Annotated in this window: 13 protein-coding genes; 3 read left to right on the top strand and 10 right to left on the bottom strand. The window is 38.3% G+C overall.

Annotated elements, in window-relative coordinates; all coding sequences use genetic code 11:
• Positions 1-93: 93 nt before the first annotated feature.
• The 10 genes from moaA to QL998_RS10000 all read right to left on the bottom strand — a co-directional run bounded on the left by moaA (position 94) and on the right by QL998_RS10000 (position 12,237).
• A complete protein-coding gene (moaA, locus tag QL998_RS10045) occupies positions 94-1,065 on the bottom strand; it encodes a GTP 3',8-cyclase MoaA (RefSeq protein WP_024598551.1) in 972 nt (323 codons plus the stop codon).
• A gap of 187 nt (positions 1,066-1,252) precedes the next feature.
• Positions 1,253-3,544 (bottom strand): molybdopterin cofactor-binding domain-containing protein, encoded by a 2,292-nt coding sequence (locus tag QL998_RS10040; RefSeq protein WP_290192597.1) that lies wholly within the window; start codon positions 3,542-3,544, stop codon positions 1,253-1,255.
• 12 nt (positions 3,545-3,556) lie between these two features.
• A complete protein-coding gene (locus QL998_RS10035) occupies positions 3,557-4,045 on the bottom strand; it encodes a (2Fe-2S)-binding protein (protein ID WP_007582016.1) in 489 nt (162 codons plus the stop codon).
• 101 nt (positions 4,046-4,146) lie between these two features.
• A complete protein-coding gene (locus tag QL998_RS10030; protein ID WP_290192596.1) occupies positions 4,147-4,764 on the bottom strand; it encodes a nucleotidyltransferase family protein in 618 nt (205 codons plus the stop codon).
• Entirely contained in the window at positions 4,758-5,786 is a 1,029-nt protein-coding gene (locus tag QL998_RS10025) for an XdhC/CoxI family protein (protein ID WP_290192595.1), read from the bottom strand. The genes QL998_RS10030 and QL998_RS10025 overlap by 7 nt, the downstream gene beginning before the upstream one ends.
• 85 nt (positions 5,787-5,871) lie before the next feature.
• The gene (locus QL998_RS10020; RefSeq protein WP_290192594.1) at positions 5,872-6,735 is read right to left on the bottom strand and encodes a DUF6279 family lipoprotein; all 864 of its coding nucleotides are present in this window, start codon (positions 6,733-6,735) and stop codon (positions 5,872-5,874) included.
• 590 nt (positions 6,736-7,325) lie between these two features.
• Positions 7,326-8,657: a hypothetical protein gene (locus tag QL998_RS10015; protein ID WP_139129352.1), complete on the bottom strand. Its 1,332-nt coding sequence runs from the start codon at positions 8,655-8,657 to the stop codon at positions 7,326-7,328.
• Positions 8,658-8,702: 45 nt separating this feature from the next.
• A complete protein-coding gene (locus tag QL998_RS10010; RefSeq protein WP_290192593.1) occupies positions 8,703-9,566 on the bottom strand; it encodes a TniB family NTP-binding protein in 864 nt (287 codons plus the stop codon).
• A gap of 35 nt (positions 9,567-9,601) precedes the next feature.
• Positions 9,602-11,629: a DDE-type integrase/transposase/recombinase gene (locus QL998_RS10005; protein WP_214552594.1), complete on the bottom strand. Its 2,028-nt coding sequence runs from the start codon at positions 11,627-11,629 to the stop codon at positions 9,602-9,604.
• Positions 11,626-12,237, bottom strand: a complete 612-nt coding sequence (locus QL998_RS10000; protein ID WP_069438782.1) for a TnsA endonuclease N-terminal domain-containing protein — start codon at positions 12,235-12,237, stop codon at positions 11,626-11,628. Before QL998_RS10000 ends, QL998_RS10005 begins: the two co-directional genes overlap by 4 nt.
• Before the next feature lie 676 nt (positions 12,238-12,913).
• Here QL998_RS10000 and QL998_RS09995 point away from each other — a divergent pair.
• The 3 genes from QL998_RS09995 to QL998_RS09985 all read left to right on the top strand — a co-directional run bounded on the left by QL998_RS09995 (position 12,914) and on the right by QL998_RS09985 (position 14,208).
• Positions 12,914-13,237, top strand: a complete 324-nt coding sequence (locus QL998_RS09995; RefSeq protein ID WP_069438783.1) for a hypothetical protein — start codon at positions 12,914-12,916, stop codon at positions 13,235-13,237.
• A 380-nt stretch (positions 13,238-13,617) separates the two neighbouring features.
• Positions 13,618-13,842, top strand: coding sequence for a hypothetical protein (locus QL998_RS09990; protein WP_069438784.1), 225 nt, complete (start codon positions 13,618-13,620; stop codon positions 13,840-13,842).
• Positions 13,843-13,881: 39 nt separating this feature from the next.
• Positions 13,882-14,208 (top strand): hypothetical protein, encoded by a 327-nt coding sequence (locus tag QL998_RS09985; protein WP_055011433.1) that lies wholly within the window; start codon positions 13,882-13,884, stop codon positions 14,206-14,208.
• Positions 14,209-14,215 lie beyond the last annotated feature (7 nt).

Genomic DNA, 14,215 nt, shown 5'->3' with positions numbered 1-14,215 from the left:
TGTAAACACAACCTGTTATTTGATTCTTTAGGATGATATAGCGTATTTTAGAGACACGTTTGGTGATTTAGTATCACTAAGTGGCTTTAACAACTAGCCACCTAACATGGATAAATTCGTAGTGATACCCGTATTACCTTGGTGTAAAAGGTGAGTTGGTTTTTTGGTCTTAATATAACGAGATAACAATGCCATTAATTTACTGTTTGAACTGTCGTTCATATATTCTCTTAGCGAAATACCCTCTTCAGAAAACAGACACAAGTGCAGATTTCCTTTAGCTGTAACCCTTAATCGATTACAGGTACTACAAAAGTCGTTGCTGTAAGGCATGATCAAACCAATTCTGCCTTGATAATCAGGGTGGGCAAACTCTTGAGCAGGACCTGCTGATGCACTACGCGCAACTTGCTGCCAACCCGTTTGTAATAACTGAGTTTTTAAAACTTGCCCAGAAACATGGTTAGCATCAAAAAAGGCTTTGTTGTCGTTTGTTTGCATCAATTCTATAAAGCGGATGGTAACGGGACGGTGTTTAACCCAATTTAAAAATGTATCAAACTCTTTTGCGTTGTATTGCTTCATCAGCACGCTGTTTATTTTTACCGAATCAATACCCGTTTCAAGCGCAGTATCAATACCTTTCATTACTGAGGTAAATTTGTCATGCCCAGTAATGGTGTTAAACATGCGTGAATCTAAGCTATCAATACTTACATTAATGGCGTTTAAGCCTGCATCTACCCAGTCATGAATATTCTTATGAAGGGAAAAACCATTCGTAGTCATTGCAATTTTTTTTATGCCCGCGACATCTTTTGCCGCGCGAACAACATCTATAAAGTCTTTACGAAGGGTTGGCTCTCCGCCAGTGATCCTTACTTTTTCGATACCATGGTGTGCAAACGCTTTAAGCGTGTTGCTAATTTCATCAATTGTAAGGAAGCCACGGTCGTGCCCCCCCTGATAACCATCTGGTAAACAATAAACACACTTAAAATTACATACATCAGTAATAGACAAACGTAAGTAACTAAACTCTCGCCCTGTTGGGTCGATTAGCATAAATAAACCTTAACTAATATCAACAAGTAATAACAACCTAATACCAATTTGCAATAATACTTAATCATTTAATTAAGCAAATTGGTATAAACAACGCTACTTATTAATACATAAATAATAATTACATAAATATATTTAATAACTAAAAGGGGCAGCTTAAAGCATACCCCCTTTAGTTATTTTTGTTTTACGCTTCTAAGCCTTTTTTAAGTTCGCTTGGCTTCATTGGTAGGTCACGTAAACGCACGCCTACTGCATTAAACACAGCATTACCAATAGCAGGAGCGACCCCTATAACGCCAGGTTCGCCTAAACCAACTGGAAACTCATCGCTTTGTAAAAATTTAATGTCAATATCTGGCACATCTTGCATTCTTAGCGGTAAATAAGTATTAAAGTTAGTCGCTGATACCTGTCCATCTTTATACGTATTTGATTCATGCAATGCAAGGCTGCTGCCCCATAGTAACGACCCTTCAATTTGCGCCAGTGCGCCATCAGGGTGAACTATTAAGCCCGCATCTACAACAACATAGAGCTTTTTAAGCGTTATTTTACCACTATCACGGTTAACGTGAACATGCGCTGCGGTTGCAAGCCATGCTGGCATGGTACGTTCTTGCCCTGAGCTTACAGAAAAACCAATGCCCTCATCTTTAGCTAATTTAACAGAAGCTACTTTATCAGACACCGTTTTAAGCACATTACGTAAGCGCAGTGCTCCACCAACGCTCTCAGGTGCTTTACCCGCTTGCTTGCCTTTACCGTCTAACATTTCAATTCTCAATTGAACTGGATCTTTGCCTTGCTTATGGGCAATTTCATCAATAAACGACTCAAGGCTCCATGCAATCCAGCCAGGCCCTACTGAACGTAACCAACCAGGAGTAAAGGTGCTTTGTGCAACTTCGTTATTAATAGCACGTGCACGATGACTGCTCATGCTGTACCAATGATCAGCGCCCGATGCCGAAAATGCATCAAATTTACCTTTACCATCCACACCCGGTGATAAAAACCCTGGTGCCATTGCTTTAGTAGGCCAACCTGCAGCAAATGCATGCTCTAAACCAGTAAAAGTACCGTTTTTATCAAACGACGCCGTCATTTTTGCAGCAGATGCAGAACGAGACTGATCGAATAAACTATCGTCTGCTCGTGTAAATACCAGTTTTACTGGTTTACCTACTGCTTTTGCGGTTAGAGCTGCAGGTACAGTCCAGTCACCAAATAATCGACGACCAAAACCACCACCTAAATAATAAGGACGAATAATTACTTTGTTTTGTTCTATTTCAAGTGCTTTAGCAAGCGCAGGTAACGTAAGTGACTGCCATTGGTTACCAGTATGAATAATCCAATTACCGTCTTTAAATTCTGCAACCGCATTTAATGGCTCTAGCTGATAATGACTCGCTGTCGCTGTGGTATACATTGATTCTAACGACTCACTGGCGTCTGCTTGGGTTTTCTTTATATCGCCTTGATCAACAAATAAAGTACCCGAGTCGCGTTGCTCGCATAATCGCTTACCTTCTTTTTGAATATCAGCTTCAGATATATTTGCTGACTCACCCTTTTTGTAACTCACCTTTAAAGCATCTACTGCTTTAATGGCACTTGGGTAACTATCAGCTAATACAACAACCCAGCCTTGCACTGTGTTACTAGGATCATTTAAAATTTCATAGCCTTTGTAACCTTTAATAGCTTTTGCTGCACTATCGTCAACGTTTGTTACTGTACTGCCATAGCGGGTTGGCGGTATTACTGGTCGCGCGTACAGCATGCCTTCAACTTCTACATCTATACCATATACCGCAGTGCCATTTGTTTTGGCTGGTATATCAAGCGCTTTAAAGTCTTGTTTAAGCCCTGTTAAATGACGCTTATTAGCAGGTTTTAGTGGAAGGTTTGCAACTTCATCACTGGTGAATGTACGATTAAACTCGCCTTTTTTGGCTATGTCTGCGTAACTAACCGATTTTTCGCCTGAAATAATATAGCCCTTTTCAGCACGACATTTATCTGCAGGCACACCGAGCATTTTCGCGCCTGCGTCTATTAATGCAATTCGACCTGCAGCACCGGCTTGAGATAATGGCTTAAAGCTTTGAAATACAGACCACGAACCACCCGTTACCATAAAGCCCCATTTTTCATGGGTATCTACGTAGGTAATTGATACTTTATCCCAATCACATTCAAGCTCATCAGCCACAATACGCGCAAGAGCAGTACCAATATGTTGACCCATTTCAGCTTTAGCAATACTTACTTCTACGGCGCCGTCGGTGCTCATAGTCCACCAAATGGTTGGTGAAAAAGCCTGTTGCGCAATTGACTCTTTTGCACTTACCGACCCCGAAAATAACGCAGGGGCAAACGCCATGACTAAACCTGCGCTAGCAGTGCCAATCATAAACGAGCGACGATTTAAATTAACGGTTTCGCTATTTTTTTGAAATAATTTTTTCATTATCGGCTCCAGTTAAGCGTCTTGTGCATTTGGATCAAATATATTTACTACACTTTGTGACTCATCTGCAGCGCGTTGAATAGCAGTTTTAATACGTTTATAAGCCATACAGCGACAGTAGTTACCATTCATATGGCTTACTATTTCTTCATCTGAAGGACTTGGATTAGCTGCCAGTAATGTAGCAGCTTGCATTATTTGCCCCGACTGACAGTAACCGCACTGTGGTACTTGCTCTTCAACCCATGCTTTTTGAAGTGGGTGTTCGTTATTAAGCCCTTCAATTGTGGTAATGTTTTTTCCTGCAATTGCGCCAATTGGTAAAACACATGAGCGGGTTGCTTGCCCATCTAAATGCACTGTACACGCACCACACATTGCAATACCGCAACCAAACTTCGTACCTTTTAATCCAATTTCATCACGAATAACCCATAACAATGGTGTATCTTCACTTGCGTGTGATTCGACCACCTTGCCATTAATTGTAAACGTCACCATAGCTTGCCCCTTAATTACGATTTCTATAGTCACTTTTAAACTATACGAACAGCTTTAAAAGTGACTATAGCTATTAAAAATATAACTACTGACCCTACTCGTCATATTTTTTCATTAAAATTTTTATATTTTGTTTTACTTAAAAACTCACTTAATTGCCCTTGCGTATCTATATCTAAACTCGCACTATGTAAACTAATTGTATTGACGACCTCACTGCTGGAGCGCAGTAATTGCTGTGCACCTCTATCTGAAGTTAAGCTTGTAAGCTGAGATAAATCAACTGCTGGGAATATAGCGGGTACGCCTAAACGCTCACCATAGTTTGCGCACCAGCGCGATGGATTACGTGTAAAACCAGTAACTAGCTCACTTAAGTGCGCTACTTTTAGCTCAACCTGATCCGCGAGCATAAATAAAACCCCATCAAAGGACTTATTTTTAAACACTGTTTGAGAAGCTATCGCGATTGAATTACCTAAACCTTGGCTCCATTGCTTGTTCTCAATGAGCTCTATGTTTTTATAACCTGCCAGTGCTTGTGATACTTCTTTATGCCATGCCCCGGTAACTACATACACGGGCGTGTCATCAAGTGCTTGAAGTGTATTTACTGCATGCTCAATCATTGTTTTGCCAAACCCGATATCAGCCGTTAATTTACAGCCGTTAAAGCGAGATGATTGACCTGCGGCTAAAACAACTTTTGCAATTAGCACGCCTCTTGCCCCCAATGGCTTAGCGATTGGGCGTTTTTGTCACACAGCACTGCATGTATTTCACTGATCAGCGATAGTGCAATACTCTCTGGCGAGTCGCCGCCTAAATTTAAACCGACAGGCCCAAAAACAGGAGACTTTATTTGTGAAACACGCGTATTTGCGTGCTCTAAAACTTGTTCACGTCTGTGCTTAGGACCCAATAACCCTATGTATTTAAAAGAAACATCTTTAAATTGAGCTAACGTACTCGCGTCGAGCTCAACGCTGTGAGCCATTAAAATAGCCGCATCGACTTTATTAGTTATGCAATATTCTTTTAACTCACTCGGTGTGAAGCGCAAAATAGCATCAGCATTTTTAAAATATTGCCTTTTTGCATTGGCAGCACGTGTATCCCATACAGTTACACTCCAACCAAGTTGTTTGGCAAATGTATAAACCGGAACTGCATCGGCCCCACCACCCACTATTAATAAATGAGGAGGCGGATAAATAGAAGTTTGCAAGCACGTAGCGCCTTGTAATTCTACCAACTGCGCTTTGCGGTTCATTGATAAACCATGTAACTCATCATTTTGCGTAAATACACCACTACCGGCTGGCAAAATGGGGCTTACCTGTTGAAGGTATCGCCCTGGTTTATTCTCATTAAGTGCTTTAGATACAAGCTCTAACTGTAAATAGTCATTAGCTTTGTGAATGGGCTGCAGTAAAATGTGTACTATGCCCCCACAACCAATACCAAGTTGAAATGTTAAATCGTCTTCATCGGTGGCATCATAACTGATGGTTTTACTTGTTAAAGTACTCATTACTTGTTTAGCATGGCGCTGTATGTCAGCTTCTAAACAGCCACCCGAAAGCATCCCCAGGCGCTCGCCTAGGCTAGATATAAGCATCATAGCCCCTAGTTTTCTGTAGCTAGAGCCTTCAATTTTGTACAAAGTAGCTAAAACCCATTCTTGGTTGTCCCTATTGAGATGCCAAGTGTTTAAGATACTCTTCAAATCTGTAACCATATATTGCCCTTTAAAAAGCATTTTTTGCGTTTAAAAACAAACCAGCCTAAACAGCTAATTTAAAACTTAATAATTCACGCACAATTTAGTTTTCTATTATATCGTTTAAGGTCTCAATTAACTCATCAAATTGATCATTAACACTTTGGCGTTGTTTATCATTTAGAGTTAGGTTTAATTTGTAGAGTAAATTTATATATAAATTTAAGTTTACTTCATTGCTTTTCAATAGCGCGTTGCTCATATAAAGTTCGCGCTCTTCAATAACCGTACTTAACTGATTTATAAATTCTTTTTTTGTAATTTCAGCATTTGTAAATACCTGTTTGGCTGCATTCAAACGGTTTTGCTTGTACTCTAACCACAGCGCTCCTGAGTCTTGATGTTGCTCATTAGTCGATTTAATCAGCGCTTTTTGTTGTTTATTAAGCTTGCCTATCCACTGCTCGTAGTATTCAAATTGCTCTTCTAAACGCTCACTTTTTCGCTCAAGCGGGGTTTGTTCGTTAAACTCTTCGCGTTCGTCGTTAATTTTTATTTGGATATTGTTTAAAAGCTCACCTCTTTGCTCACTTGATAAGGTTGCCCCAAGCTCAGCTAAAGGCAGCTTTGCGTATCCAAGTAGGTTCTGCCAATGTTGTTTTGCAAGCACAACCTGTGTTTTTAATTGTTTAGCCTCCAATGTTTGGTTAAACAATACTTTTATATTTTGTATGTCTTGTCTGTAGGCGGGTAACTGGGTAGTTTGGTGCCAATTTTGTGTTGTTGTAATTATGTTTTTTAGCTGTGTATTTTGCTTTTTATTTAAATCAACATAATCGTCAACCCAAAACGATGAAAGCCAACTCAAATTATTGTAAGTAAAAGATGCCGAACAACTACATAAAAACAACATACTTACAGCAAGGCATATCTGTTTTAGTTTTTTTGCTTTGAAATTATTAAGCATAACTTTCTCTGATCGGCGCCATATAACTTGAGAATCTCAGCCATGTAATAAGATTTCAAAACAATAACTTAGCTTGTGTTCTTTATCGGTACTGCGCCTCTTAAATTGAGAATTATTTATAGCTAAAAACTGCCCCAACACAAATTCTCATCCAGCCAAAAAGTTCTCATTCTGCCTTGCAGATTCTCATTCTGCCACTGAAGAACTCTGACTTGATTTTAATGAGCACATAATTAAGTAGATTCTGTATTCGGTAAATTAGTGGCGAACACTATACGCTAATATTTACTTAGTAAAAGTGTAGTAAATCGATTAGAAAATGGATTTTTAGGATAAAGAGAAATGAAGCCATTTAAGTGAAAGTTAAAATGCAGATATGCGAAGCTTCATTTGTAATGTTGAGTTAATTCAAATTTGGTTTGATTTAGGTTTAGTTATGGATGAAGTTACTAAACCTTTATTAAAAAAGGGAAAGTTAAACTTATTGATATTCAGTCGATTAGTTTTAGTGAACTGCCGGTATTGTTATTAATAAAGCATAGACCGAGAACATGTCTCGGCCTAAAAATTAAAGTTGAAATTACAAAGTACTAAATGTCGAGTGATAGCTGTTTGTTTTGCGTTTTCGCCAACTTCAAAGTATCACAATTAAGTATACGTTTTGAATTATTGCCATGAATGTAAACGGGCCTGAGCTTACCGGTATTAATCAACCTCATTAGTTCTACCTTTGGTATACCGGTGACTTCAGCTACGTTTGCAACGGACATCGTTTTATCTCTTATAAGTTGAGTATGTAATTTACAAAAGGTATCGAATGCTTCAGGCAAAACGTGTATGGAATGCATTAAGTCTAATGAAGGTTTGTATGTTATTGATAATTCTTTATTTTTAGCAGCTATCAGTACATCAGTTATACAGATATTATGAAGAGCCATAAAGCGACGTAGCTCAGAAAGGGGGACGTAATCTTTATTGTGGCTGAACTCGGCTAAAAAGGTATAAACACCTGATATTTCAACGCGAGTATCTGTTCTTAAGGCCTTTTTTGAATCAGTTCTTATCAATCCAACTTCGACTAAAAGAGCGATTTGTTTAAAGGTTATCCCAATTATAGAGGAGGCTGTTTGAGCTTCAAACCAAAGCTGAGTTATGGGAGCTTTTGAACGAATATACTCGCTATTATACATTTCATATAGTGTGGATAATGACCCCCATTCACATAGCAAATTCTGAACAATAATTTCAATTTTGTGAAACTCAATGTTCAACGGTAGATCTGTTGGTACACGTTTAGCCCTTTCACTTAAGAATACTCTAGCACTATCTGGGTTATTAAGAATATCAGCCGCTCTATTTAATAATGTGGAGGTAATCTCCTTTGGTGGGAAACTCGTTCGTGTATTACTATCGTCAACTATCACTTTAGCTATGAGGTATGCATCGTGGACTTGTTCAGGTGATTTTAATTGATTATTCAATGGCATATGCGTTAAGCGTAAGCCGCACAAAGGTGATGTGCAGCGGCCATTTAGAAGATTAATGGTAAATTGCAGCGGTGAATTGCAATGAGGGCATTCGGATAACAGGGCACACTCATGAATAATACAGTGTCGTAAAAATGGATTTTGCCACTGGGCCCTAAAATACCCATATTGGTTAACACAATCTGGACAAACTTGTGGCGTTAGCAATCTCGCATGTGTCCAGCACTTTATCTTTAATGATGATAAAGTGCGAGTTATAGGAATAAGGTGATCAAGGAGTCCGTTCTTTGTTGATCTACCTTTGATGATACTGGTTAGCATAGCCTTATTGAGTACGCGAGATTCTGATTGTATGCCATTTCTTTTAAGTAAACGAAGTACATAACCAATACCTGACTCCGCTTCATAGTAAGAGGGTTTTATTGGGAAACGCATTAGCATAACCCCGAATAGAACTGACTTCTAAGGTTTTTATCTTGCTCATTTAGATATGCATCTAATTGTTTTTTTTGTTAAAAGTTCATAATCAAATGGATTGACAGCCCCAATTGCATATTTCTCAAAGTTTTCAAATAAGGCTTCTATAAGCTGATCATAGTTTTTTGCATTTCGTGTGTTATTACGTAAAAATAAATCGCGCATTGTACTCATGGTGTGCTCACTGTACGCAAGGTAAATACGATCAAGTAGCTCACTGTGCTCATCCTTTGTTAAATTTGGCAACCCAACTTGTTGAATGAACCAATTACAACAGGCAATCCAGTTTTTCGTTTTAGGAAGGATTGGCTTAATTTCAATGGGGCGCATTTGTCGACGAGACATCTGCTCGTCATCGTCAAATTTACCGGCGGTTCTACCAAATGTAATAAGGCGCTTAGCACTGCTTGTACCGGCGAAAATAATCGAACAACGGATCTTGTTGCTATCGATCAGATAGCAAAAATATTTAATAATTCGTTGAAACTCTATCCCATCATAACTTGAGGCAATATTCTGAATTTCATCAAGAATGATTAGCTCCACTTCTAGGCCTTTGAGAAGTGAGATAAGTTGGGCATCCAATTCAGCTGCAGTAGTGCGAGAATTTTGTGTTGTTCCGTCTAGCTCTGAAATTAAAAATCGAGTTATCTCTGCAGTACTTTTTTTAAACTCCTTAAAAGCGACATAAAAGATTGGTTTTGTCGTTTTTTCTGGCTTAGTAACAGGTAAAAACTGAGCGTGATACTGCTTTAATATATACGTCTTGCCAGCACCCGAGGCACCATAAATAAGTTGAGCTCGTTTATCCTCTGAAGGTACGTGATACATATTGTGGATTTCCGCTATCCTTTGCCATATCTTCATTTGTATGTCACATGCGAAAATTGTACTGGGCATAGTTACCATTGTTTTTCATTTCCTTCATCATCATTATAACGGGTAGAGGCCATTTCTCTGGTTTTGCTCACTATCGTATCTGCGTAGGTATCTTGTTCACCTGAGTGCGATATCTGTGATTTAAGTTCATTCACTTTATGAGATTTTTTTATTCGCTCTACAATGGATAAGTTCTCTTTCGTATTTTTATTGAAAGACGCTACCTTTGGGCCTCTGTGCTGTTTGCGTTTGGGCTTTTGCTTTACGAATTCAGTTATTTCACCGACATAGTGACCAGTAGGAGTATGGGAGAAAGTTTCTGTATATATTCCGAGTTGGGTCAGAGTTTGATTGCCATTTAGTTCAGCAAAGCTGACTGGTAGTTTAGTATCATGATGGTCAATATTATCAGCCACTATTTCCACAGGATTGTTCTCGCCAGGCAGTGTTGCTTGAACTGTTACTTTTCTGGCATCTAGGTCGTCATGAAACACATAAACAGAGGGGTTTTCACCCAGCTCCATGTCTGTTTTAGTAGCCGCGTATAGTTGTTTTAGCTCATCACTGTAATAATCTTGACCTAAACATCTGATAGTTCCACGTTGCTGTAATTTATGTGAGGCCTGGGCTCTGGACACGTGGAAGCAATGTTGTAGCTGATCATATGTGAATGAAGGCATAGGCGTATCAATAATGGACTGATTCCATTTTTTGATAGGCGTATGGCCAGCCTGTTTATGGTGTTTGTGCATGTATTCTGTCAAAAATATATTCAGTAGCTTTGTAAAATCAGATACTTTTATATCCGCACGTTTAGCTAATGGAATTGTGTCGAGTGAGTTCGGGTTAGTACGTTTACCTGAATAACTTTGAAATCCAATACTCGTCTCACCACTTTGCGTTTCAATCTTCATACCCGAAAAAAAGTGATCTCTTAATACGTTAAAAAATGACTCAATGAATGGCTTTTTAGCAGGTTGATTTGAAGGTGTATAATGAATATTTAACTCAAGTCGCTCCGCAGCCTTTTTTATCAAACGATTATTAAACCCTGGGCCATTATCCATAATCAATGTAGTCGGTTTACGTCCATTCATTGTAAGATTACTATCCGCCATAAATATTTGACGTAAAAGGTTAAGCCCACCGGCAGAGTTTTCAGGTTCAAAGCTAAGCACCACAGAGATAGGTGCGCGTGTGTAAACGTCTATTGCTACATACAAAGAAATAGGCGGTGTCGGTAGACCTGTTTTATCATCAATTAAACACATATTTAGCACAACACGGTCGCATTCAACGCGTTGCATTGCGTAATAGGTTTTTATTCGTTTACGTAGCGTTGTTAGTCGCTTATTGATTTCCGCTTGTGAAAGACCTTTAAAATTAGCAAGTTTTTCGGCATCAGTAAGCTCTTGTAACCGGCGGTAAAAGGTGCGTTGTGATGCGATTTGAATCTCATTATTTTTCAAGCTAGCTTCTTGCGCTTCTCGTTTATAGTTACTGTAATATGCGCCTTTGAAAGCAGAGTTATTACACGAATAGACGGTAGCGATGTAGTGCTGTATGAAAGCCTCAGTGGCCGCATTTAGCCGTATAGGCCTATTACGCTTCACTCCCGCAAGCGCTTCATCATTAAAATCTGATTGAACCCATACGCGCCAATGGCGACATACCGTTTTCCATTGCGGGTGTTTTGTGGCTATAGTTGCAGGATGTTGACTCTCGACTCGTTTGATGAGCTCATCATATGTCTTCTTGGTTGTAGCAGGGTATCCTTCACTAACCAGTTCTTTCAAGATAGATTGATAAACCAATCGTGATGTAACCGTTAACTTTTGATATTCTGTTAGTTCAATATGTGGATGCTGTGCGCTTCTTAATATAAAGCCTTGATCATCAATTGATTTCTCAAAGTCGTCTCGAGGTAATAGGCGCTTCTTAGTCTCTATACCATCACCGGAAAGGAGTATTGATGTACTGTCAACAAACGCAATAGATTCAACGTTACCGTACTTATTAGTCAAGTCAGTACCCGTAGCATATCCGATCATTTGAGGTGACCTCGCATCAATGTAGTAGAGGCGTTTAACGGCTTCTCCATATCGAATTTATATACATTTGATGCAATTAGTCCATAAGCCTCTGCCACTGGGTTTTTAGCTATACCCTCCAAGCATTCGATGAGTTCACCAAAGGTTAAATCTCCATCAGGCAGCATTGTTAATGGGAATGAATGCTCCGAGTAATACATTGTTATCAGATTAAGGTTCGCCATAAAGATAGTATTGAGCTTATCGACGATGATTAACCGTAAACCTATTTGTGCTTTTTTTCGGGTGTACTCATTAAAAAGATGAATTTTCGAGTGATACTCTTTATCAACCTGAGACTCATGATGAACTTCAATATATTCAGCGAAGCCAGAATGATATAGGACTAAGAAGTCGGGTGTATAGCGGTAAACTTTTTTGTCTATAGTCACTTCTATTTGCTCAGGCTGGGTGGCAAACAGCTTCACATTAGGGTCACATTCCAGTTTAAAAGCCAGGATCAGCTCCTGAAATGACTCGGGATTAAGTGCGCACTGATTTTTATGGGAGTAAAATCGTATAATAAATCGACCTCTGTGAACGTTAGCGTTCGTCTTTGTAACGGTCATAATTTTACCTCCCAAAAAATAAATGTCTTTACACTATAGATAATGGGTGATAAATTAAAAGGTTTATCTTTAGAATAGCTGTTCTTGGTAAGCATTTTTACATTATTCCTTTCGTCATAATTAGGCTTATCAATCCTTGGAGCCACTGAAAATTTTGTTTTATTTTCAAGGGTTAATCTCACTTTAAAATTCAAAAGTTAAGTTCAATGTTTTTTCTACGGGCAAATTATTTATTCTCAAAAAAAATTTATCTTTAAAGTACTGTGAAGGTTTATCGAGTTGTTTTTACCTTATCCAAACCGATTTTATGTTTGTGTTTAACGTGACGTTGTTATGTTCAAGTAAAACACCCAAAGCGTAATTAATATTTAGCGTTACTCCCAAAAGCTTAAATTTAAAATTTCACACCTAGCCCCAGCAAGGTTAATGCTTTTCAAAAGGCAGTCGCTATGATTGCAGATATCGCAAAAATAGAGAAGGTTAAACTGGTCTGACCTCTTGGTATCTTCTTTGAATCTGGTTTTAAAATTCAACAAAGTGCCAATAAAATTAATCCTGGGTTCATATATGCTTCATTATTTTTGTGTTTTTTTAAGAAAAAAGAGGGGGTGTTCTCGCTTATTAGGTTAAGGTTAATGGAGGCTTAAATTTTTTTACAAACAAGATGGAGTGATATATGAAACACAAGCCAGAGGGGTGGGTTGTTTTAACGTTTCAAACTATAGATAGCAAACCCTGCTATGTGTTGTTTTGTTCATGGAAAAATGATGATGAATGGAGAGTAAGCTCAGGTTCAATGGTTCTACCTCACTTATCACCCTGTGGGAATTATTGGATTTGGCCTCAAATATCAGGCTCTGTTTATGAGCTTCCCGTTGATGAAGAAAATGGCTATACCTTTTACACCGGCGCTGTATTAGATGAATTATTAGTAAAAGGGTATCGCGATGGCACTCAGCTAAAACGCATTGCACTTAAAGATATTATGGAAGATAAATAAGGCGATTAACGCCTTGTAATCTATCTATTATATTTTACTTTTGGGGGTCGTGAGCTCTACATAATGGAAGATATTTAGGGGCTTTGGTAGGCAAAGATGAGAATCTGTATTATGTAAATGTTGCTAGTTTTATATTAAAAGCTAATAAATGAATACATTAAAAGCTAATAAATGAATACAGTAAAAGCTAATAAATGAATACAGTAAAAGCTAATAAATGAATAGAGTATAGGTATAACTAATGCGCACTCCTTTAGTAATCCAGCCTAATAAAATTTGGCTAATATCCAATGAGGTTCTGCTTGCGTTGCCGAAGGAGTTGATATTCTGGCTTCATTAATCTTTAATAAGCACAAATATTACTTCACAAAGGATTACTTATGAGAAAAGAACTCGATATTTATAAATTGCACAAACCAGATAGAACATACGATATAATTGACCTAGATATCGTATCGATGGCAGACCAAATTGCCGAAGAAAATAACCTCAGTTATAAAGAAGCAGTAATATTAGCCAAGATTGGCTTTCCAAGCGGCAAAACTAGAATAACGGATATAGTCAAAAACGGATTTAGCTGCAAAGTTGAAAAAGAAGCTTTATAGCAAGCCTACGACGTAAACTTATTTTCGAATTACCTTGTTTTGAACCATAAAGCGTATATTGCCCTAGGGAACTATCTGCAAGTTTACGGGGAATTTATACCGCTTAGGTGTGATAAAGAGCTAATTTTATTTAATCCACTCGTTTTCGAAGAAGAAGACGAATTTCTTACTGAAAAGGCTTACCTGAATGGTATTGAGGATGGCCTCAAATCCTTATCATTTAAATCAGACAAACATCTTGTTTTCAAATCATGCATTCAAGGCGGGACAGCACTTTATTGCAATGCTGAGTTTAAATCTCTGATTAATGAAAATAACTTAAGCGGACTTTCTTTTAATAGTGATTTAGTTAGCATTTTTGCTTAACAAGATA

The sequence above is a fragment of the Pseudoalteromonas sp. APC 3691 genome (assembly GCF_030408135.1).
Lineage (GTDB): Bacteria > Pseudomonadota > Gammaproteobacteria > Enterobacterales > Alteromonadaceae > Pseudoalteromonas.
The sequence above is the reverse complement of the archived record's forward strand: the minus strand, read 5'-3'. Positions and strand labels throughout refer to the sequence as shown.